The organism is Sanguibacter massiliensis (assembly GCF_900240335.1).
GTDB lineage: Bacteria > Actinomycetota > Actinomycetes > Actinomycetales > Cellulomonadaceae > Flavimobilis > Flavimobilis massiliensis.
Window position 1 is genome coordinate 2,761,975 of record NZ_LT964979.1, and the last position, 21,583, is coordinate 2,783,557.

At 73.3% G+C, this 21,583-nt stretch carries 20 protein-coding genes; 9 read left to right on the top strand and 11 right to left on the bottom strand.

Annotation, left to right across the window (positions count from 1 at the left end; translation table 11 throughout):
- Positions 1-32: 32 nt before the first annotated feature.
- Positions 33-1,250: a pyridoxal phosphate-dependent aminotransferase gene (locus C1729_RS12725; protein WP_102510270.1), complete on the bottom strand. Its 1,218-nt coding sequence runs from the start codon at positions 1,248-1,250 to the stop codon at positions 33-35.
- Positions 1,251-1,340: 90 nt separating this feature from the next.
- Entirely contained in the window at positions 1,341-2,009 is a 669-nt protein-coding gene (gene msrA / locus C1729_RS12730; protein ID WP_102510271.1) for a peptide-methionine (S)-S-oxide reductase MsrA, read from the bottom strand.
- Between the two features lie 198 nt (positions 2,010-2,207).
- Between msrA and C1729_RS12735 the strand changes: the two genes are divergently transcribed.
- Entirely contained in the window at positions 2,208-3,623 is a 1,416-nt protein-coding gene (locus C1729_RS12735; RefSeq protein WP_102510272.1) for an AI-2E family transporter, read from the top strand.
- Positions 3,620-4,837 carry a threonine ammonia-lyase gene (gene ilvA / locus C1729_RS12740; RefSeq protein ID WP_102510273.1) on the top strand — a complete coding sequence of 406 codons (1,218 nt, stop codon included), beginning with the start codon at positions 3,620-3,622 and terminating at the stop codon, positions 4,835-4,837. Before C1729_RS12735 ends, ilvA begins: the two co-directional genes overlap by 4 nt.
- A 177-nt stretch (positions 4,838-5,014) precedes the next feature.
- Here the strand turns inward: ilvA and greA are convergent, their stop codons facing one another.
- On the bottom strand, positions 5,015-5,494 hold the full coding sequence (gene greA, locus C1729_RS12745; RefSeq protein ID WP_102510274.1) for a transcription elongation factor GreA: 480 nt from the start codon (positions 5,492-5,494) through the stop codon (positions 5,015-5,017).
- 277 nt (positions 5,495-5,771) lie between these two features.
- Positions 5,772-6,269, bottom strand: a complete 498-nt coding sequence (locus C1729_RS12750; RefSeq protein WP_102510275.1) for a DUF4307 domain-containing protein — start codon at positions 6,267-6,269, stop codon at positions 5,772-5,774.
- Positions 6,270-6,456: 187 nt separating this feature from the next.
- On the opposite strand from C1729_RS12750, the gene mca reads away from it, so the two are divergent.
- The 3 genes from mca to C1729_RS12765 are packed head-to-tail and all read left to right on the top strand — an operon-like array spanning position 6,457 to position 8,482.
- Positions 6,457-7,314: a mycothiol conjugate amidase Mca gene (mca, locus tag C1729_RS12755; RefSeq protein WP_102510685.1), complete on the top strand. Its 858-nt coding sequence runs from the start codon at positions 6,457-6,459 to the stop codon at positions 7,312-7,314.
- Positions 7,311-7,688 carry a hypothetical protein gene (locus C1729_RS12760; protein ID WP_242493835.1) on the top strand — a complete coding sequence of 126 codons (378 nt, stop codon included), beginning with the start codon at positions 7,311-7,313 and terminating at the stop codon, positions 7,686-7,688. Before mca ends, C1729_RS12760 begins: the two co-directional genes overlap by 4 nt.
- A 2-nt stretch (positions 7,689-7,690) precedes the next feature.
- Positions 7,691-8,482 carry a nitrilase-related carbon-nitrogen hydrolase gene (locus C1729_RS12765; RefSeq protein WP_340637953.1) on the top strand — a complete coding sequence of 264 codons (792 nt, stop codon included), beginning with the start codon at positions 7,691-7,693 and terminating at the stop codon, positions 8,480-8,482.
- A 23-nt stretch (positions 8,483-8,505) separates the two neighbouring features.
- Here the strand turns inward: C1729_RS12765 and trhA are convergent, their stop codons facing one another.
- Positions 8,506-9,210: a PAQR family membrane homeostasis protein TrhA gene (gene trhA / locus C1729_RS12770; RefSeq protein ID WP_102510277.1), complete on the bottom strand. Its 705-nt coding sequence runs from the start codon at positions 9,208-9,210 to the stop codon at positions 8,506-8,508.
- Positions 9,211-9,436: 226 nt separating this feature from the next.
- On the opposite strand from trhA, the gene C1729_RS12775 reads away from it, so the two are divergent.
- On the top strand, positions 9,437-10,198 hold the full coding sequence (locus tag C1729_RS12775) for an isoprenyl transferase (protein WP_102510278.1): 762 nt from the start codon (positions 9,437-9,439) through the stop codon (positions 10,196-10,198).
- 140 nt (positions 10,199-10,338) lie between these two features.
- On the opposite strand, the gene C1729_RS12780 is transcribed toward C1729_RS12775, so the two are convergent.
- From C1729_RS12780 to C1729_RS12790, 3 genes are read right to left on the bottom strand one after another with little or no spacing between them, the layout of a single operon-like run.
- Positions 10,339-13,101, bottom strand: coding sequence for a multicopper oxidase domain-containing protein (locus tag C1729_RS12780; RefSeq protein WP_102510279.1), 2,763 nt, complete (start codon positions 13,099-13,101; stop codon positions 10,339-10,341).
- Entirely contained in the window at positions 13,098-14,279 is a 1,182-nt protein-coding gene (locus C1729_RS12785) for a hypothetical protein (protein ID WP_207204618.1), read from the bottom strand. Before C1729_RS12785 ends, C1729_RS12780 begins: the two co-directional genes overlap by 4 nt.
- 2 nt (positions 14,280-14,281) lie before the next feature.
- On the bottom strand, positions 14,282-14,980 hold the full coding sequence (locus C1729_RS12790) for a helix-turn-helix transcriptional regulator (protein ID WP_207204619.1): 699 nt from the start codon (positions 14,978-14,980) through the stop codon (positions 14,282-14,284).
- A gap of 69 nt (positions 14,981-15,049) precedes the next feature.
- Here C1729_RS12790 and C1729_RS14380 point away from each other — a divergent pair, with 69 nt between their 5' ends.
- Both C1729_RS14380 and C1729_RS12800 read left to right on the top strand, forming a co-directional pair.
- Entirely contained in the window at positions 15,050-15,943 is an 894-nt protein-coding gene (locus C1729_RS14380) for a DUF2249 domain-containing protein (protein WP_129590757.1), read from the top strand.
- 111 nt (positions 15,944-16,054) lie between these two features.
- Positions 16,055-17,188 carry an AAA family ATPase gene (locus C1729_RS12800; RefSeq protein WP_102510280.1) on the top strand — a complete coding sequence of 378 codons (1,134 nt, stop codon included), beginning with the start codon at positions 16,055-16,057 and terminating at the stop codon, positions 17,186-17,188.
- A 9-nt stretch (positions 17,189-17,197) separates the two neighbouring features.
- Here C1729_RS12800 and C1729_RS12805 read toward each other — a convergent pair whose 3' ends face one another.
- From C1729_RS12805 to C1729_RS12815, 3 genes are all read right to left on the bottom strand, one after another.
- A complete protein-coding gene (locus tag C1729_RS12805; RefSeq protein ID WP_102510281.1) occupies positions 17,198-18,235 on the bottom strand; it encodes a LacI family DNA-binding transcriptional regulator in 1,038 nt (345 codons plus the stop codon).
- 261 nt (positions 18,236-18,496) lie between these two features.
- The gene (locus C1729_RS12810) at positions 18,497-19,147 is read right to left on the bottom strand and encodes a carbohydrate ABC transporter permease (RefSeq protein ID WP_340637954.1); all 651 of its coding nucleotides are present in this window, start codon (positions 19,145-19,147) and stop codon (positions 18,497-18,499) included.
- 220 nt (positions 19,148-19,367) lie between these two features.
- Positions 19,368-19,874 carry a DUF2505 domain-containing protein gene (locus tag C1729_RS12815; protein ID WP_102510283.1) on the bottom strand — a complete coding sequence of 169 codons (507 nt, stop codon included), beginning with the start codon at positions 19,872-19,874 and terminating at the stop codon, positions 19,368-19,370.
- 150 nt (positions 19,875-20,024) lie between these two features.
- On the opposite strand from C1729_RS12815, the gene C1729_RS12820 reads away from it, so the two are divergent.
- Complete coding sequence (locus tag C1729_RS12820; protein WP_102510689.1) at positions 20,025-21,497, top strand: sensor histidine kinase; 1,473 nt, start codon at positions 20,025-20,027, stop codon at positions 21,495-21,497.
- The last annotated feature ends 86 nt before the right edge of the window (positions 21,498-21,583 follow it).

The following is a 21,583-nucleotide window of genomic DNA, read 5'->3' on the forward strand; positions in this document are numbered from 1 at the left end:
GGGGGGGGGAGAGAGAGAGAGAGAGAGTTGGGTTAGCGGCGGATGTCGTCGAGGTGCTCCGCGATGCGGCCGATCGCCTCCGTGAGGACGTCCTCGTCCGGCAGGCACACGAGCCGGAAGTGGTCCGGCTCGAACCAGTTGAATCCCGTGCCATGCGTCACGAGGATGTGCTTGCGGCGCAGCAGGTCGAGGACGAATTCCTGGTCGTCCGTGATCCCGAACATCTCCGTGTCGAGCTTCGGGAAGCAGTAGAGCGCACCCTGCGGCCGCACGTTCGTCACGCCGTCGATCTCGTTGAGCAGCGTGTCCGCGAGCATCATCTGGTCGTAGAAGCGTCCCCCGGGGACGATGAGCTCGTTGATTGACTGGTAGCCGCCGAGCGCGGTCTGGATCGCGTGCTGCGCCGGCACGTTTGCGCACATGCGCATGTTCGCCATGAGGGTGAGACCCTCGAGGAAGTCCGTCGCGAGGTGCGTTGGGCCGGAGATCATGAGCCAGCCCGCCCGGTACCCGCACACGCGGTACGCCTTCGACAAGCCCGAGAACGTCAGGCACAGGACGTCGTCGCCCGCGAACGTCGCCGCATGGTGGTGCTTCGCCTCGTCGAAGAGGATCTTCTCGTAGATCTCGTCGGAGAAGATCACGAGGTCGTGGCGCCGCGCGATGTCGACGATGCCCTTGACGATCTCCTCCGAGTACACCGCGCCCGTCGGGTTGTTCGGGTTGATGAGGACGATCGCGTGCGTGTTCGCCGTGATCTTCGACTCGATGTCCTCAAGATCCGGGTTCCAGCCGTTCGACTCGTCGCAGCGGTAGTGCACGGGCGTGCCGCCCGAGAGCGTCACCGCGCCCGTCCACAGCGGGTAGTCGGGCGCCGGCACGAGGATCTCGTTGCCGTCGTCGACGAACGTCTGGAGCACCATCGTGATGAGCTCGGAGACGCCGTTGCCGATGAAGATGTCCTCGACGTGCGTGTCGACGAGCCCGCGCGACTGGTAGTACTGCGCGACGGCCGTGCGCGCCGAGTAGATGCCGCGCGAGTCCGAGTACCCCTGGGCCTCGGGCAGGTGCTGGATCATGTCCGCGAGGATCGTCGGCGGCGCCTCGAAGCCGAACGGCGCGGTGTTGCCGATGTTGAGCTTGAGGACCTTGTGGCCGAGCGACTCGAGGCGCTGCGCCTCGACGAGGATCGGTCCCCGCACGTCGTAGCGGACGTTCTTGAGCTTCTTGGACTGCGTGATCTGGCGCACCCCGCCATGGTGGCACAACGACGGCACGTCGTGGCAGGTCGCAGCGTCAGGTGCTGTGGACGTCCGTGCGGATCGCGTGGAGGTGAAACCTCAGCCGTCGAGCGGCTCGCAGCGCACGCCCGTCGCATGGACGGGGCAGTAGCCGTGCGGCACCTTGTGGAGGTACTGCTGGTGGTCCGCCTCCGCGAGGTAGAACGGCCCCGCGTCCGCGGCCGTCCGCACCTCCGTCGTGATCTCCTCGAAGCCCCGCTCCGCGAGGCTCGCCCCGAACGCCGCGCGCGTCCGCTCGGCGAGGTCCGCCTGCGCGGGCGTCGTCGTGAAGATCGCCGAGCGGTACTGGGTGCCGACGTCGTTGCCCTGCCTGAAGCCCTGCGTCGGGTCGTGGTTCTCCCAGAACGTCCGCAGCACGTCCTCGTCGCTCACAACCGCCGGGTCGAACACGACCCGCACCGTCTCGGTGTGCCCCGTCATGCCCGTGCACGCCTCCTCGTACGTCGGGTGCGGCGTCGTGCCGCCCATGTACCCGACGGAGGTCGAGATGACGCCCGGCAGCTGCCAGAAGAGCTTCTCCGCGCCCCAGAAGCAGCCGAGGCCGAGGAAGATCTCGTGCGCACCGTCGGGCAGCGGGTCCTCGAGCGGGGTTCCGAGGACCGCGTGCGTCGGAGGCACGTGGAACGCGCGGGCGGGCCGCCCCGGGAGGGCGTCGGCGGGGCTGACGACGGTCGTCGGGACGCGACGGCCGAAGAGGTTTTCGAGCACGGTGACCTCCGGTGGGGGCAGGAACGCCGGAGCGGTCGTGAACGCTCCGTGAAAAGGTGCAACGTCGCGCGTCCACCGAGTGTTCCACCGGCGCGCGCGAGCGCGCGCCGGTGCCGGTCGTCGTAGTCTGGCACGCGGGGCCGACCGCCCCGACACGGGCGTCCGACCTGCGCGGACGTGGGGGCTGGAAGGACGACGATGACGAGCCACGACATCACCCGGGACGACGCCGGGACCGCGACGACCGAGGCCGTGGGCGCTGACGCGCTCCACGGCGACTACGTCGCCTCCCGTTCCATCCCGCCGTCCGTCCAGGCCGCCGCAGCCTGGTCGTGGCGCCTGCTCATCATCGGCATCTGCGCAGGAGCCGTCATCTGGGTGCTGCGGCCCCTCGGCGAGCTCTTCGTTGCCGTCGCCGCCGCGCTGCTCTTCACCGTCCTCCTCGCGCCCCTCCACGGCTGGCTCGTCCGCACCCTGCGGTTCCCGCGCGCGCTCGCCGCCGTGACGTCCGTGCTCCTCCTGCTCGCCGCCGCGATCGGCCTCATCGTCATCGCGGGGCAGCAGATCGTCACCGGCATCGCCTCCCTCTCGACGCAGGCCCGCGAGGGCCTCGACCAGACGGTCGACTGGCTCTCGACCGGACCGCTCGGCATCGACACCGAGCGGCTCGAAGGCATGCTCAGCGATATCTCGACGACGATCGAGCAGAACCTCGGCACCGTCGTCTCCGGAGCTATGTCCGTCGGCTCGACCGTGACGAGCCTTGCGGCAGGCTTCGTCATCGCGCTGTTCTGCACGATCTTCTTCCTCTACGACGGCCGCACCATCTGGACGTGGATCGTCGGGCTCCTGCCGCGCGCCGCGCGCGACGACGTCCATCAGGCCGGCCGTCGCGGGCTCGTCACCCTCGCCGCCTACACCCGCACGCAGATCCTCGTCGCCGCGATCGACGCGACCGGCATCGCGATCGGCGCCGCAGCCCTCCAGCTGCCGCTCGTCGTGCCGCTCGGCATCCTCGTCTTCATCGGCTCGTTCATCCCGTTCGTCGGCGCGATCATCACGGGCGCGATCGCCGTGCTCGTCGCGCTCGTCGTCAAGGGCTGGGTGTGGGCGCTCGTCATGCTCGGCATCGTCCTGCTCGTCCAGCAGATCGAGGGGCACCTCCTCCAGCCCTTCCTCATGGGCCACGCCGTGTCGATGCACCCCGTCGCCGTCCTCCTCACCGTCTCGGGCGGCACGATGGTCGCCGGGATCGTCGGCGCCCTCTTCGCCGTGCCCATCGCGTCGGTCATCAATACCGTCGTCCTCTACCTCTCAGGTCACGACAAGTTCCCCGACCTCGGCATCGGCGACCGACTCACCTTCCGGCCCGAGGCGGAGGCCGAGGTGCGACGCCGCGCCATGGCGCTGCGCCGCGGTACGCAGGACGCCGACACGGACGTCGTTGTCGTCGAGGTCGGTGAGGGAGCGGTCCTCGTGGCCCCCGCCGACAGCCCTGCTGTCGAGACCGAGGCAGAGACCGCAGCCGAGACCGCAGCCGAGACCGCGGCCGACGAGCCGCCGTACGACGGTCCCGGCACGCAGCGTCGCACGCAGTCCGGCGACGACGCGTGACCGGCCTGCCTCTCGACCCCGCGGACCTCGCCGACGCCCGACGCCTCCTCGGGGGCATCGCCGCGACGACGCCCGTCGAGCACTCGCGCGCGCTCGCCGAGCTCACCGGCACCGCGGTCCACCTCAAGTGCGAGAACCTCCAGCGCACCGGATCTTTCAAGCTGCGCGGCGCGTACGTCCGCCTCGCCCGCCTCACCGCCGACGAGCGCGCGGCCGGGGTCGTCGCGGCGAGCGCCGGCAACCATGCGCAGGGCGTCGCCCTCGCGGCCCGCGAGCTCGGCATCCACGCGGTCGTCTACATGCCGTCCGACGCTGCTCTGCCGAAGATCGCCGCGACACGCGCCTACGGCGCCGAGGTGCGGCTCGTCGGGCACAGTGTCGAGGACGCGCTCGCGGCCGCGTACGAGCATGCGCGCGTCACGGGCGCCGTGCTCATCCACCCGTTCGACCACGCCGACGTCGTCGCGGGGCAGGCGACGATCGCCCTCGAGATCCTCGAGCAGGTCCCCGACGTCCGTACGGTCGTCGTCCCCGTCGGCGGAGGCGGCCTCGCCGCCGGGATGGTCGCCGCATTCTCGCAGTTCGCACCGCACGTCCACGTCGTCGGCGTGCAGGCCGAACGCATGGCCGCCTACCCCGGATCGCTGCGCACTGGGACGGCCGAGACCGTGCCGGTGCGCTCGACGATGGCCGACGGCATCGCTGTCGCGCGTCCCGGCGAGGTTCCTCTCGAACTCCTCCGCCACGGCAACGCCGAGGTCGTCACCGTGAGCGAGGACGAGATCTCCCGCGCGCTCCTCCTCGTCGCGGAGCGCGCCAAGCTCCTCGTCGAACCCGCTGGCGCGACCGGTGTCGCCGCTCTCATGGCCGAGCCCGACGGTTTCGACGGACCCATCGTCGTCGTCCTCTCGGGCGGCAACGTCGATCCCGTCGTCCTCCTGCGCGTTGTCCGCCACGGCCTCGCGTCCGCCGGCCGCTACCTCCAGGTGCGGGCCCTCCTCACCGACCGGCCCGGGATGCTCGCCGACCTCCTTCTCGCGATCGCGCGCGAGGGCGGGAACGTCATGCACATCGAGCACGTCCGCACCGGGCCGCACCTCGCGATCGACGAGGTCGAGGTCGTCCTCCAGGTCGAGACCAAGGGTGCCGAGCACCAGGACGCGCTCCTCACGCACCTCTGGGGAGAGGGCTACCGGCTCGCCCCCGGCGCCTGAACACCAGGCGCCCGAGCCGGTGAGCGACGCAGCCGTCGAGCGACGCAGCCGGTGAACGCCCGAGCGCAGCGAGCCCGAGCGCAGCGAGCCCGACGGCGCAGTGCCGGGGCCCGCAGGAACGACGGAGCGGGCCACCCCGCATGGGGTGGCCCGCTCCTCAGCATGTCGTGCGCGCGCTCAGCCGTCGTAGGGCACGGCCTTGAGGACCTTGACGAGACGCTCAGCACCGGTCGGCGTCGTGAACGTCACCTCGTCGCCCACCGAGCGGCCGAGGATCGACGCGCCGAGGGGCGACGCCTCCGAGAAGACGTCGAGCTCCGTCGTGCCGGCGATCTCGCGCGAACCCAGGAGGAACGTCATCTCCTCGCCCGCGAAGTCGAGCGTGACGATCATGCCCGGCTCGACGAGGCCGTCGTCCGGAGGCGTGCCGACCTGCGCGTTCTCGAGCTTCGCCTTGAGCTCGCGGACACGGGCCTCCTGCTTCGCGTGCTCCTCGCGGGCGGCGTGATAGCCGGAGTTCTCCTTGAGATCGCCCTCGTCACGCGCCTGCGCGACCCTCGCGACGATCTCGTCCCGGCCGGCGCCGGTGAGGTACTCGTACTCGGCCTTGAGCCTGTCGTACGCCTCCTGCGTCAGCCACGTGGTGGTCCCGGTCATTGTCGCTCCTTTCGGTCCACGTAGGACAGCGGCGCACGGTGGGAACCGTGCGCCGAGATGTGATGAAGAAGATGTGCCCCTGCCCGCCGGTGCGGCGCCCCCTCGCGTGTCACGCCGTCGACCACCCGTCTGAGGGGCCCGGCCGGGAGCGTGAACGAGAACGCGCTGCACGGTCGCCGAGCAGTGGTCGAAACACCCAGTATAGCCGCACAGGCCGCGAGGACGCGGACCCGTGACCTGCGACGCGCCGCCCGACCCGTCGTCGTGCGCGCCGGCCTCAGTCGTCGAGGCGCTCGCAGGACTCGACCATGCCCGTCGTCGCCAGCTCCGACGTCCGCACCTCGACCGTGAACGACTCCCGCTCGCCCGAGCTCGCCGGGATGACGACGTCGCGGTAGCCGACCTGGGCGTAGTTCTCGGCAAGCGCGACGACCTTGCAACGCAGCGTGAGGTCTGCGCGCTTCGTCACGTGGAACGTCACCTCGGTGAGCTCGGGGCCCTTGACCGAGTAGCCGACGGGCTTCGTCGTCCACGGCTCGCCGGCGACCATGCTCCAGCCCGCCCAGCCGGCGCCGACCGTCCCGAGCGCGATCGCCGCGGCCGCGGCTGCCTTGAGGCGGCGCGAACGGCGGGCGTCGGGCGTGAACCTGCCGTACCTGTCGTCAAGGTCCGTCCGCGCGGCAGGGACGGCGGGCGACGACGACGCCCCGTGGGCGGCGGGCGAGCCAGGAGCGGCGGGCCCCTCGGGAGTCTCGGGAGTCTCGGAGGAGGACATGCCCCCAGTGTCCCAGGCTCGTGCGGTCGCGGGAACCGGAGCGTGCGCGTCGTCGAACCTGCGCCGCCCGCACCTGACGGTCCTCGCGTGCCGTGCGGCCCCGCACGGGCGATACGGTGAGGGGTGGAGCCCAGCCCTGGGCCCGTGCACCGAGAGGACCACCGACGTGACGACGCCCCTGCGCCTCATGGCCGTCCACGCCCACCCCGACGACGAGTCGAGCAAGGGCGCCGCGACGACCGCCCGCTACGCCGCCGCCGGCGTCGAGGTCCTCGTCGTCACGTGCACCGGAGGCGAGCGCGGCTCCGTCCTCAACCCCAGCTACGGCCGAGAGCTCGCCGAGGGCGACGAGATCGCCGCCGTCCGCCGCAAGGAGATGGCCGCCGCGGCCGCTGCGCTCGGCGTGCGCCAGCACTGGCTCGGGTTCGTCGACTCGGGACTGCCCGAGGGAGACCCGCTGCCGCCGCTCCCCGAGGGCTGCTTCGCGCTCGTCCCGCTCGAGGAGTCCGCCGAGGCCCTCGTCCGCGTCGTGCGCGAGTTCCGGCCCCACGTCATCACGACATACGACCCGTCGGGCGGGTACCCGCACCCCGACCACATCCGCACGCACGAGGTGACGGCCGCGGCTTGGGAGGCCGCGGGCGACCCGGGTCGGTTCCCCGGCGCGGGCGCACCGTGGACCCCGCTCAAGCTCTACTACAACCACGACTTCTCGATGCGCCGCATCCGCACGGTCCACGAGGCGATGGTCGACGCAGGCCTCGAGTCGCCCTTCGGCGAGTGGGTCGAGACGCGCGCCGCGCGCGAGATCGTCGAGCGACCCGTGACGACACGCATCGAGGTCGCCGACCACTTCGACGCCCGCGACGCCGCACTGCGCGCGCACGCGACCCAGATCGACCCCGACGGCTTCTTCTTCGGCACCCCGCGCGACCTCGAGACCGAGGTCTGGCCGTGGGAGGAGTACGAACTCGCCGATGCCCGCATCGCCACCACGCTGCCCGAGGACGACCTGTTCGCGGGACTCACCGAGGAGCACCTGTGACTCTCTCCCTCGCCGCGCTCGCGGCGCTGCTGCCCGCAGAGACGCTCACGCCGTCGCCGTCGCCGTCGGACGTGCTGCGACCCGGCCTCGACCCCTACGACGTGTCACCCGGGCTCCTCGGCTTCCTCGCGATCTTCGCGGTCGCATCCGTGTGCGTGCTCGGCTGGTTGTCGCTCAACCGCAAGGTCCGGCGCATGCGCTTCGCCGAGCGGGCGGAGGGCGTGGAGACGGACGGCGCTGAGCCAGGTGGTGAGCCGGGCACGACCGCATCGGGCACGACCGCATCGGGCGGGACGGCGTCGGGCGTGGCCGAGCCGGACGGCGAGGCCGGGCACGCCGCGCCCGACGCCGCGGGCGACGACGCCCGGGGCTGACCGTGCGCGTCGGGCTCGCGCAGGTCGCCACCCCGCGTGACGCGGCGGCCGCTGTGCGCGTCGCGGCCGACGCCGTCGAGGCGTGCGCCGACGACGGCGCGCACCTCGTCGTCTTGCCCGAGTACGCGAGCGCGTTCGACCCGCGCGGCACCGGCCCCGGCGACGCCCAGGAGCTCGACGGCCCCTTCCTCACCGGCCTGCGGCGGGTCGCGCGCGACCGCGGCGTCGACGTCCTCGCGGGGGTGACGCTCACCGTCCCGGACGAGCAGCGGGCGAGCAACGCGGTCGTCCACGTCCGCGCCGACGGCATCCTCGGCGGCGACTACCGCAAGGTCCACCTCTTCGACGCGTTCGGGCAGCGCGAGTCGGACAGGCTCGCCCCCGGCGACCCGGCCGCGCCGCCGCTCGTCGTCGACGTCGGCGGGCTGCGCCTCGGCGTGCTCACGTGCTTCGACCTGCGCTTCCCTGAGTCCGCGCGACGCCTCGTCGACGCGGGCGCCGAGGTGATCGTCGTGCCCGCCGCATGGGCAGTCGGACCGGGCAAGGTCGAGCAGTGGACCGTCCTCGCCCGCGCCCGCGCGCTCGAGAACGTCGCGTGGCTCGTCGCCGTCGGCATGGCCGGGCGCGGCGTGTGCGGGACGAGCCTCGTCGTCGACCCCGTGGGGACCGTCGTCGAGCGTCTCGGGCCCGGGCCCGCGCACGTCGTCGTCGACCTCGATCCGGCGCGCGTCGCCGACGCGCGTCGCCGCAACCCTGCGCTCGAGCTCCGGCGCTACGAGGTCCGGCCCCGCTGACAGCGCGGCCCGGCCCGCCCGGGTCAGGAGATCTGCGCGACCGCGACCGCGACGGCCGCGAAGTGGCACCAGAAGCCGATGACGGTGCCGACGTGGAAGATCTCGTGGAAGCCGAACCACCGCGGGCTGGGGTTGGGGCGCTTGAGGGCGTAAACGATCGCGCCGCCCGTGTAGGCGAGGCCGCCGAGCGCGACGAGCCAGACGACGGCGGGGCCGCCCGCGTCCCAGAACTGCTTCATGAAGCCGACAGCGACCCATCCGAGCGCGATGTAGACGGGCGTGTAGACCCAGCGTGGTGCGCCGAGCCAGAGCATGCGTGCGGCGAGCCCGAGGAGGGCCCCGCTCCAGACGACGACGAGGAGGATCGTCGCGGTGCGCTTGTCGAGGAGGAGGATCGCCAGCGGCGTGTACGTGCCGGCGATGATGAGGAAGATGTTGGCGTGGTCCGCGCGCCGTAGTGCCGCCTGGGCGGTCGGGCCCCACGTGCCGCGGTGGTAGACGGCGCTCGTGCCGAAGAGGAGCACGGCGGTGATCGCGAAGATGAGGACGGCGACGCGCGGTGCGGTCGCGGGGGTGAGCGCCGTGAGGATCGTGCCGCCGATGACGGCGAGGGGCGCGGTGCCCGCGTGGATCCAGCCTCGGAGTCGTGGCTTGACGGCCTCGACGACGGCCTCCGTGGCAGCGTCGACGGTCTCTCCCACGGTGCGCGGGGGGGTGGTGCGCGACATGTGTCGCTCCTCGGGTGCGTCGGTGTGCGTGGCGGGGCGCGGCTGCGGCCGTCGTGTCTGACCAGCGTAACCTACGGGACCGTAGGTTACGGAACCGTAGGTTGTGGAGATCGGGTGTCGGGCCACGGCGATGACGAGGCTGCCCACGGTTCGACCCCCGCAGCGTCCCACGCGTCCGGTAGGTTGGCGACGTCGACGAAGTCCAGGTCACCCGAACGAGGTCGCAGTGCGCATCCCCACCCCCTTCTACGGGCTCTACGAACGCCAGCTCGCGCGCTCCCTCCCCGCCGACGCCCTGCCCCGCCACATCGGCGTCATCCTCGACGGCAACCGCCGCTGGGCCCGCTCCTTCGGCGAGTCGACCGCCGCCGGCCACCAGCGCGGCGCCGAGAAGATCCTCGAATTCCTCGGCTGGACCGAGGACCTCGGCATCGAGGTCGTCACGTTGTGGATGCTCTCGACCGACAACCTCTCGCGGCCCACCGCCGAGCTCGAGCCGCTCCTCGCGATCATCGTCCGCGCCGTCGAGGACCTCGCCGCCGCACGCCGGTGGCGCCTGCGCGTCATGGGTCGCCTCGACCTCCTGCCCGACGCCTCCGCAGCCGCGCTCCGCGCCGCCGAGGAGTCGACCGCCGACGTCGACGGGCTCTCCGTCAACGTCGCCATCGGCTACGGCGGACGCCACGAGATCGCCGACGCCGTCCGCGCCTACCTGCGCGAGCAGGACGCCCAGGGTCGCACGCTCGCCGAGGTCGCCGAGTGCATCGACGTCGAGGAGATCGGGGAGCACCTCTACACGCGCGGCCAGCCTGACCCCGACCTCGTTATCCGCACCTCGGGCGAGCAGCGGCTCTCCGGTTTCCTCCTGTGGCAGTCCGCACAGGCCGAGTACTACTTCTGCGAGGCCTACTGGCCGAGCTTCCGCCGCGTCGACTACCTCCGCGCCCTGCGCTCCTTCGTGACGCGCGACAGGCGCCTGGGGCGGTAACGCCACGCGGGGACCCTGCCGCACGGCCACGGTCACGGCGACGGACGACCGCCCACCCGCGCGACCGGGGACCGTGGGCGAGACGACGGTCCCTGTCCGTCATCTCGTCCACGGACCCCCGCCGCGTCGGTGGTCCCGCGTCAGTCCGTCACGTGGATCTTGCCCGTCGCGCCCTTCTCCGCGTCGCTCATGACGTGCGAGACGAACGGGTATGTGCCGGCCTCCGGCATGACGAGCTCGACGAACCCGCCCTGCGCGACGCTCAGCCCGAGCGCCTGCGACCCGCCGTGGGCCGCGTTGCCCGGCCGCAGCCGGTACGCGCCCTCGTGGAACACGGTGTCGAACTGTCCGCCGACGACGTGGAATGACGTCCCGACGTTCGGCCCCGCCGCGAGCACCCAGAAGCGCAGGCGGTCGCCCGTGCGGGCCTCGATCGGGTCGTACGCGTACTGGTGCGCGTAGCCGTTGAACGCGACGAGGTCGGGCAGCTGCGTCGCGATCTTGTCGACGTCGACCTCGCCGCCCTGCGCGCCGAGGTAGAACTCGCTCTGGACGAGCACGTAGCTCGCGTCGACCTCCGGCAGGTCCGGCGGTTCGATGACGACCGCGCCGAACATGCCGTTCGCGATGTGCGCGCTCATCGGCATCGTCGAGCAGTGGTACATCCAGATGCCGCTCATCGTCGCCGTGAACCGGTACGTGAGGGTCTCCCCGGGTGCGATCGTCCGCATCGGCTGGTCCGGGGCGAGCATGCCCGCGTGGAAGTCGATCGAGTGGCCGATCGTCCCGTCGTTGACGAGCGTCACGACGAATGTGTCGCCCACCCGTCCGTGGAGGGTGGGGCCGGGCGCCGAGCCGCCGAACGTCCACAGCTTCTGGCTCACGCCCGGCGCGACGTCCGCCGTGAGCTCGGAGACCGTGAGCGTCACCTCGCGCACCGTGCGGTCGTCGAGCGGGGGTAGGGAGGCGTCGCGTGCCTCGAAGCCCGCGGGCGGAGCTTGGTGGAGGTCGATGTCGTCGGCCGCGGACGGCCCCGTGGCCGAGCCGTGGCCCATCTCGCCGTGGCCCATGTCGCCGTGGTCCGTGCCGTCCGACGGCGCGTCGGTCGCGCCAGGGGCGGCGTCGCCCGACGCGGCGAGCCCCGTCGGCACAATGTCGAGCGTCATGCCCGACTGCCGGTGCCCGACGATCGTGCACCAGCCCTCGATCGCGCGGCCGACGACGCCGACGTCGAGCGTGGCCGACGCCCCGACCGCGAGCCGGCCCGTGAACGCACCCGTGTCGAGCGCGAGGTCGTGGACCGTCGTCGGGTCCGTGTTCCGCACGACGAGCACGAGCCGGTCGCCCGCGGGCACCTCGATGCGTGACGGCGTGAACCGCATGTCGCGCGCCTCGACCTCGACGGTCGTCGTGCGGCCCGTCGGCGTGACGGCCGCGCCCGCGGCGCCTCCCGCAACGTCGCCGCCGGGCATCGCCGCGAGGCGGAGGCCCGACGGGTCGAGCGCAGCCGCGCCCGCGACGACGAGCGCGAGCACAGCGACACCGGCCGCGAGCTGCGTCGCCCGCGCAGGGCCTCGCACGGCCTCGACCTGCGGTCCCTGAGGCGTGCCGGGCACGGGCGGCTCGGGCGCCTCGACCGTCGCCATGCGCCCCAGCCGTGCACGGCGGTGGTCCCACAGCGCGAGCGCGAGCAGCACGAGGAACGACACCCCCGCGCCGAGCGCCGCGATCGACGAGAGCGCGCGCAGCGCGCTCGAGCCCGGCAGGACGAAGACGAGGAGAGCACCGTTCGCGACAACGATGCGCGTGAGGGCACCACGCTCGAGCCGCGCCGCCGTCGTCCGCACGCCCGCCGGACCGCCGCCGAGCACGACCGGCACGAGGTACGTGAGCGCACCGAGCAGCACCTGCGCGGCGAACCCGCCGACGAGCGGCACCGTGAGCGCGCCCAGGCGCGCCTCGAGAGCCGTCCACGACGGCGTGACGACGAGCAGCACGACGACCGTGACGAGCGTCCCGAGCCACCACACGACCGCCGACGCGGCCGAGAGCGTCGCGAACGACGCGGGCGGCCGGCGTCGCGCCGCGCCCGCCATCGGCACGAGCGCACAGAAGACCCCCACGACGTACGCGACGACGCCCGCCGCCGCGAGCAGCCGCACGCCCGTGAGTGCGCCCACGACGCCGATTCCGAGCCCGCCGAGGGTCCACGCGAGCGTCGGCGTCACCGCGCGCACCGCGCGCGGGTCCATCGTCGTGCGCAGCATCGTCGGCCACAGCGTCACGAGCGTTCCGAGCACCGTGAGCCCCACAAAACCCAGGACGTTGAGCCCCGTGTGCGCAAGGACGAGCCGCGCGTGCCAGCCCGGCCCCGCGCCGCGCGCGAGCAGGACGCCCGCCGCCGCGCCGAACGGCAGCAGCCACGCCGCCGCGACGTAGAACCGCACGCACACCGCGAGCGGACCCGTGAGCGCCCCGCGCGTCGAACGCGCGAGCGCGGCCCCGTGCCACGCGACCGCGAGCCCCACGACGGCAGCGCCCGCGAGGGTGACGGGCCAGCGCGACGTCACCATGCCGACGACCGTCGTGAGCACCCCGACGTTGAGCACGACGAGCCGCACCGCCTGCCCGCGTCGCGCGCGACCGTCCGTGCGGCGGCGCAGCAGCGCGTCAGCGAAGTGCGCCGACCACACGAGGATCGCGTTCGTCACCGCACCGAGCAGCGTGAGGTGGACGAGCAGCCACGCCGACACCGCGACCTCGCGGTGGACGAGCGAGACGCCGAACGTCGCGAGCAGCCAGACGACGACCGGTGCGTTCGCGGCGAGGTGCCACGACGAGCGGGCGGACAGCGGCCGCGGCGCGCCCGAGGGCTGCGTCGGGCGCGGGGAGAGCGAGGTCATCGGGCGGAGGCTTCCTGGACGGGGGAGGGGAGTGCAGGCTCGGGGTCGCGCGTGCCGCGCGCGGCTCGCGCCGTCGGGGCCTTCCGCGACGCGACGACGCCGACGACGACGTTCGTCACGACGAACCCGAGCAGCGCGACGACATTGCCGACGCCGCCGATCGTCACGAGCGCCGGGACGTCGCGCGCGTCACCGACGGCGACGCGTAGGACGAGGGTCACGTGGAGGAGCGCCGCCGGGCCGTACATCGCCGGGTGGTAGGGGAGCGGGACCCGGAGCACCGCGGGCAGGATGATCGGGGCGTGGGCCATGATCATCGAGATCGTGAAGCCGAGGAACACGCTGTGGAGCACGGCGTCGTAGCCACGGCCCGCCAGCTGCGGGCCGCCGAGCAGCCAGATCCCCCCGGCGACCGCGAGCCACGCGTACGCCGCGAGAAGGCACGCGGCCGTGAAGCGCGGCAGGCCGCGCGAACGCACCGTGCGTCGGGCGACATCGTTGCCCGCGAGCCACGCGCACAGCGCAAGCAGCGCCGCACCGAGGACCGCGTGCCCGGGTCCCGGCCACGCCGTCGCAGCGGCCGCACCGAGGACGGTCGCGACGCACACGGCGAGGATCGCCGAGTCCGCGCGCGTGCGGTCGCCGGGCCGCAGGCCCGACATCGCGACGCGCGCGAGTTCGAGCCGTTCGCCCGCGATCGTCGTGACGACGAACGCGGTGAGCCACGGCACCGTCGCGGGCATCGGGGCCCCCGCCCACCACAGGAGCGCGCCGCACGCGGCGGCGACCGCGCCGAGCTGCTGGACGAGCACCGCGGTGTCGTGCGAGCGCCGGAAGAGCGGCACGTAGACGACGACGAGCACGACTGTGCCCGCCGTCAGCAGTCCCCGCCCGACGGTGAGGGGCAGCGGCGAGAGCAGCGCGAGCGCGCCGAGGCCGAGGAGGACTGGTGCGCCGAAGCCCCACCACCGGCGCAGAGCGACCGCGCGTTCGAGCGCGATGAGCGTGCCGACGAAGCCGAGGACCATGAGCATGCCGTGGACGTCGGGCAGCCGGTCCGTCGTCACGGGTGCGGGCAGGCCGAGCAGGAGGAGCGCGGCGTCGAGGCCCGCGAGGAGGCTGAGGCCGGCGAGCAGGAGGAGGGGGAGGCGGCGCAGCGCGCTCGCGGGGGCGGCCACGTTCACGCCTCCGGCGCGTCGAGGTGGAGGAGGCACGCGCCGGGCAGCGCGAAGGCCTCGAGCGTCGTGCGGTCCGTCGGGGCGCCGAGCGCGTCGAGCGCGCCGCGGGCGAGGCCCAGGTGGACCGCGCACACGACCTCGGGCGTGCGCAGCGCGGCGTCGAGGAGGGGGCAGCGGCGCAGCTCGATCGCGTTGTCCGTCGCGTCCGGGTTGGGGCCGAAGCCGAGGCGGTCGAGGAGGCGCACGACGGTGCGGCGTGCCTGCGGCGCGCCGTCGTGCCGCTCGTGCGCGACGAGGTCGCGGCCCCAGCGGGCGCCCGCAGCGAGCGCGTCGGCGCGTGGGTCGGGGCTCGTCCGGGCGATCTGGTCGGCGAGGACCGAGGCGAGGGCCGCGTACTCGCGGGCGCCGGGGTCGGTCGTGCTCGCGGGCAGTGCCTCGTAGAGGGTCCCGGGGCGGCCGCGGCCGGCGGGGCGGGCGGTCGAGCGGTCGGCGAGCCCAGCGTCCGCGAGGCCTTCGAGGTGCTCGCGGACCGTGTTCGTGTGCTGCCCGAGCTCGGCGGCGACGGTCGCGACGCTCGTCGGGACACCGCGGACGACGAGGAGGTCGAGGACCTGGCGGCGGGCGCGCGAGAGGTCCGCGGCGGGCGAAGGGCGCGGGACGACGGCGGCGGGGCCGTAGCCGGGACGCGGAGTTATTTCCACGGAGCCAAGTGTACTATTCTCGGGCGCAGCCGGACCGGACCTCGGTCCCGACCACGACCGGAGAACCCGATGGACGACCTGCTCCTCGCCTCGAACCTCGACGACGCCCGCGCGGCTGAGGACCTCGCCGGCGACCACACCGCGATGCGCGGCACGCTCCACGTGCTCGTCGACCAGCTCTCCCGCGCCGTCACCGGAGCCGACGCCCAGCTCGCGGGCGTCGCCCGCGAACGCCTCGCCCTGTGGGCGACCGAACGTCTCGTCCCGCACCTCGAGGCCGAGGAAGCGCACCTCCTCCCCGCCGTCCGCACCGTCACCGACGGCGGGCCCGCCGCCGCCATCGTCGTCCGCCTTCACACCGCCGTCCGCACGGCCGCGTCCGACCTCGCGACGACGACCCATCCCCTCGAGGCCGTCGGCGCCGCCCACGTCCTCGCGGCGCTCCTCGCCGTCCACGCCGACACCCTCGACCACGACCTCGTGCCGCTCGTCGCCCGCGACGCGCGCACCCCGCTCACCGGCCCGGCCGAGGAGGTCCGGGAGGTCCTCCGTGCCCCGGCACCCACGGGTCACGCGTGCGGCTGCGGTGGCGGAGGCTGCGGCGGGGGCGGCGCAGCCGCCGAGGTCACGCCGACGGAGGGTGCGCCAGCGTCGGACGCTCGAGCAGCGGACGCTGCGTCGGACGCAGGGACCGACACCTCGCCCGACACCCCGGCCGACACCAGTGCAGACGCCCGCGGCGACATGCCTGTCCTCGACGCGACCGTCATCCCGCACGCCGTGCGCCACGCGACGATCTTCGGCGCGCTCGACGCCGTCGAGGAGGGCGGCGGCCTCGTCCTCGTCGCCCCGCACGACCCGCTGCCCCTCCTCGCCCAGATCGAGGGCCGCCACCCGGGCCGCTTCACCGTCGAGTACCTCCAGCGCGGCCCCGAGACCTGGCACCTCGCGTTCACGCGCTGAGCGCGGGGCCGCGCAAGGTCCGGCCCTCGGGTGCACGTCGGGGGCCGACCCTGACGTCCCGGGGACGCACCGCGACCCCGGGACGTCGGTGGCCGTCGCTAGGCTCGCGGCATGATTCGCACGCTCGCCGTCTCGGGCTACCGCAGCCTCGTCGACCTCACGCTCGAGCTCGACCGGCTCACGGTCGTCACAGGCCCCAACGGGTCCGGTAAGTCCTCCCTCTACCGCGCGCTGCGGCTCCTCGCGGCGTGCGGGTCCGGGCAGGTCGTCGGAGCGCTCGCGCGCGAGGGAGGGCTCGGCTCCGCGCTCTGGGCCGGCACGTCGCAGGCTCCCGGCCCGCAGGGCCGCGTCGCCCTGAGGCTCGGCTTCGAGGGCGACGGCCTCGGCTACGCGGTCGACTTGGGCCTGCCCCAGCTGCCCGGCTCCTCACCGTTCGCGCTCGACCCCGAGATCAAGTCGGAGACCGTGTGGAGCGGCGGACCGCTCCGCGCCGGCTCGGTCCAGGCGCAGCGCAAGGGACCGCACCTGCGCGTGCGCGACGCGTCCGGCGCGTGGCGTGACGACCCCCGCGTGCTCGCGACGTACGAGTCGATCGTCGACGAGGTCGCCGACCCCGAGGGCGCTCCCGAGGTCGGGCTCGTCCGGCGGACGCTGCGCGGCTGGCGCTTCCACGACGATGTCCGCACCGACGCGGGCGCACCCGCACGCACCCCGCACGTCGGAACGCGCACCCAGGTGCTCGGGCACGACGGCGCCGACCTCGCGGCGGCGCTGGCGACGATCATCGACGCGGGTGGCGCGGACCTGCTCGATGCTGCGGTCGACGACGCGTTCCCCGGGTCCCGCATCCGCATCGACGCGGCGGCGGGGCTCTTCACGCTCCTCCTCGAGCAGCCCGGCCTGCGCCGACCCGTCACCGCGGCCGAGCTCTCCGACGGGACGCTGCGCTACCTCGTCCACGTCGCCGCGCTGCTCAGCGTGCGACCAGCAGGGCTCCTCGTGCTCGACGAGCCGGAGACGGGCCTCCACCCGGACCTTGCCCGTCCGCTCGGACGCCTCGTCCGGCGCGCGTCGGAGCGTGGGCAGGTGCTCGTCGTCACCCATTACCGTCCCCTCGCGGAGGGGCTCGCCGACGACGGCGCGGCGCACGTCCGGCTCACGGGCGGCGGCGGCAGAGAGACCAGCGTCCTCGACGGGCGCGAGGGCGCGCTCGACGGACCCGCGTGGGCGTGGCCGGGGCGGTGAGGGAACCTCTCAGGTGGTGCCGCGGACGACGAGCCGCGGCGGGAGGACGATCGACGTCACGCGCTCGTCGCCCGGCTCGGAGTCGATGAGCCGCAGGAGCTGATGGACGGCCGTCGCCGCAAGCTCGACGACCGGGTTGTGGAGCGTTGTGAGCGGGGGAGTCGAGGCCTGGGCCGCGTCGAGGTCGTCGTAGCCCACAATCGCGACGTCACCGGGGACGGAACGCCCGGCCGCCGCGAGGGCGCGCAGCGCGCCGACCGCGATCGTGTCCGACGCCGCGAAGATCCCGTCGACGTCCGGGTGCGCCGCAAGGAGTTCGGCCGCAGCGGTCTCGCCCGACGCCGTCGTGAACTGGGCGTGGACGAGCGCGTCCGCGGGAAGGCCGTGGTCGCTCAGCGCGTCGCGCCATCCCTTGACACGGTCGACGCCCGCCGTCATGTCCAGCGGGCCGGCGATGTGCGCGATGCGCGTCCGACCGCGCGCGACGAGATGCTCGACCGCGAGGCGGGCACCCGCGACGTTGTCGACGTCCGTGTAGATGAGCTCCCGCGGTGCGTCGAACGGCCGCCCGACGAACACCGCCGGGATCGACGACGCGGCGACGACGCGCTCGAGCTCGTCCCCCTCGTGGTGGGACGTGATGACGGCGCCGTCGACGTGCCCGCCCCGCAGGTAGCGCGCGATCCGATCCGCGGCCTCATTCTTGCGCGAGAGCAGCAGGACGAGCTGGAGGTCCGTGCGCGCGAGCGCTTCCCCGACACCCCGCAGCGTGCCGCCGATGAACGCGTCCGAGAGCAGCCGCTCGTCCGGCTCCGGGATGATGAGCGCGATCGAGTCGGTGCGCCGCGTGACGAGGGACCGTGCCGCACGGTTCGGCACGTAGCCCAGGCGGAGCGCCGCGTCGTCGACCGCAGCCTGGGCCGCCGGCGACACGCGCAGGCCGCCGTTGAGGGCTCGTGAGGCCGTCGAGCGCGAGACTCCGGCGGCCGCAGCCACCTCGTCGAGCGTCGGGGCCGCGGCATCCGTGCGCGGGGTGGTCTCGGGCATCGTCGGTCGTCTTTCGTCAGGGCAGCGGTCGGTGGCGGACCGCTCGTGAGATGAGAGTAGGCGAATCCGACACGCGGAGTGCGTTGTGGCACGCGATATGCCCGGACGGACGCCGTGGGCCCCGCCCTCGTCGGACGGGGCCCACGGGTGGCCGACGGGCAGGTAACGCGCCCGTGGCTGCCACCATCGACCTCGGGCCTCGACCTCCCGAGGCCCGGCGGCCCTCCGCAGAGGGCCGCCGGGTGGCAGACGGGGGACGGGTCAGCCCTTGACGGCGCCCGCCATGATGCCAGCGACGAGCTGCTTGCCGGCGAGGACGAAAATGATGAGCAGCGGGACGATGGACAGCAGCGCACCCGTGAGGATGAGCGGGTAGTCCGTGTAGTACTGCGACTGGAGGCCCTGGAGCGCGACCGGCAGGGTGCCGCTCGCGCGGTCGAGGATGACGTACGGCCACATGAAGTTCGTCCACGAGCCGACGAACGTGAAGAGGAAGAGCATCGCGGCGGCCGGGCGCGCGGCCGGCATGGCCACGTGCCAGAACGTGCGGATGAGGTTGCAGCCGTCGACGCGTGCGGCGTCGATGAGCTCGTCGGGCAGGGCATCCTGGAGGTACTGCGTCATCCAGAACACCCCGAACGCGGTGACGAGCCCGGGCAGGATGATCGCGAGGAGGTTGCCCTGGAGGTTGAGCTTCGTCACGACGAGGTAGAGCGGCACGATGCCGAGCTGCGTCGGGACCGCCATCGTCGCGATGACCGACACGAGCAGGCCCCGGCGACCCTTGAACCGCAGCTTGGCGAACGAGAAGCCCGCGAGCGTCGAGAGGAGGACGACGGAGACGGACGTCGACGTCGCCGCGACGAGCGAGTTGAGGGTCGCGCCCCAGAAGTTGATGTCGGACTCGAGCACCCGCCTGACGTTGTCGAGGAAGTTTGGGCCCGGCACGAGGTTGAGCGATCCCGAGAAGACGAAGTCGTTGTCCTTCGACCCGATGAGGAACGACCAGCGATCCCATGACTTTAAAACCGCAGGTCAGAGGTTCAGACGAGAGGAGCCCGTTGCGGAGTCGTTATGGGCTGTGACGGCGCGCCCGGGACGCGCTCGAGCGGGCCCGGGCCCGCCGACGCACTCAGGCAGGCGTGCCGTGCACGTCGACCCAGGCTTGCACGCGCAGCTCCTCCGCGGCGAGCGTCACCCGGACAGCCTCGGCCGCCGAGCGCTCGACCGCCGGGCCGAACAGCGGGATCGACGCCCGCACGTCACCGTCGTACCGGAGGATCGCGCCGTCGCCCGAGGGCACGAGCCCGACAGTGCCGGTCATGCGCACCGGCGTCCCCGTGATCTCGAGCGCAACCGTCCCGTGCCACGCACCGCCGCGCTCGCCCTCCCACGCCTCGACCTGGCGGATCTCGAGCTCCGACCCCACGAACGACCGCACCTGCGGGGGGATCTGCGCGGCCGAGACCGACCGCCGCACCGTCACCGTGAACGACTCGCCGTCCGCAGGCGTCACGATGACGTCGTCGACCCGCGCGCCCGGCACGGCTGTGCGGAAGCGCACGAACGTCTCGTCGCGCACGAGCGTCGCGTACGCAGCGGCAGAGAGCGGGACGGGGACGTCGATCGTCACGTGCATGCTCTGAGCCTAGCCGCGCAGCCGCGCGACGTCCCGGCCCGACGCACCCCGGTCCGCGTGCGACATGTCCCACACGCGGCGCAGCGGCCGCGCCGCCCGTGCGGTGCGGGCGCGGCCGGTGCCGCCACGTACCCTGGAGGCGTGTCCGTCATGAGCGAGCTCATCTCCCGCCACTCGAACCTCGACGCCGTCGACGCCGACTGGCTCCACCTCCTCGCAGGCGACTGGCAGGTGATCTCCGACCTCGCGTTCGCCGACCTCGTCCTCTGGCTCCCGACAGACGACGGCGAGCTCGTCGCGATCGCCCACTGCCGCCCGTCGACCGGTGCGACCGTCCACTACGACGACATCGTCGGCACCGTCGCGCCCACGGGACGACGTGCACAGCTGCTCCAGGCCTTCGACGACCGCCGCGTCCACCGTGAGCGCGAACCTCGCTGGCTCGGCGCCTACGCCGTGCGCGAGGAGTTCGTCCCCGTCGTCCGCGCAGGCCGGGCGATCGCCGTCCTCGTCCGCCAGACGTACCTCGGCTCGGGCCGCACCCCGAGCCGCCTCGAACTCAACTACGTCGAGGCCGCCGACGGCCTGCTCGGCATGATCTCGCGCGGCGAGTTCCCCCAGCCCGACTCGGCGACCGGGCCGCGGCGCGGCGCGCCCCGCGTCGGCGACGGCCTCCTGCGGCTCAACGCCGAGGGCGAGGTCCTCTACGCGAGCCCCAACGCCCTCTCGTGCTTCCACCGGCTCGGTGTCTACGGCCCGCTCGTCGGAGAGTCGCTCGTCGAGATCACCGCGGACCTCCTCGTCCAGCAGGCGCCCGTCGACGAGTCCCTGCCGGTCGTCATGATGGGCCGCGCCCCGTGGCGCACCGAGCTCGAGTCCGACCGCGTCTCGCTGTCGGTACGCTCGCTGCCCATCACCGAGGACGGCCGACGCATGGGTGCGGTGCTCCTGTGCCGCGACGTCACCGAGGTGCGCAGGCGCGAGCGCGAGCTCATCACGAAGGACGCGACGATCCGCGAGATCCACCACCGGGTGAAGAACAACCTCCAGACCGTCGCCGCGCTCCTGCGGCTCCAGGCCCGGCGCATGCAGATCCCCGAGGCGCGCGGCGCACTCGAGGAAGCCATGCGTCGCGTCGACACGATCGCGCTCGTCCACCAGGCGCTCTCGCAGACCCTCGAGGAGGAGGTCGAGTTCGACGACATGGTCGGCCGCGTCCTGCGGCTCGCCGCCGACATCGCGTCGGCCGACACAAGCGTGAGGACGATCTCCGAGGGGACGTTCGGCCTCGTCCACGCCGAGGATGCGACACCGCTCGCGCTCGTCCTCACGGAGCTCGTGACGAACGCGGTCGAGCACGGCTTCCCCGACCGCGCGACTGGCACGGTCCGCATCACGACGACGCGGGACGGGCACGACCTCACCGTCCACATCGTGGACGACGGCATCGGTCTGGCACCCGACGCCGGCCCGGGCGCGGGCCTCGGCACGCAGATCGTCCGCACGCTCGTCGAGAACGAACTCCACGGTTCGATCGACTGGGGCACGTCCGCCGACGGCGGGACCGACGTCACCGTCCGCGTCGTACTGCGCGACGCCCGCGGGCACCGCGCGGCGACCTGACCGCGGCCGCACGCGACGGGCCGGACGCGAGCGGCCGCACGCGACGGGCCGGACGCGAGCGGCCGGACGCGAAGGGACAGGCCGGA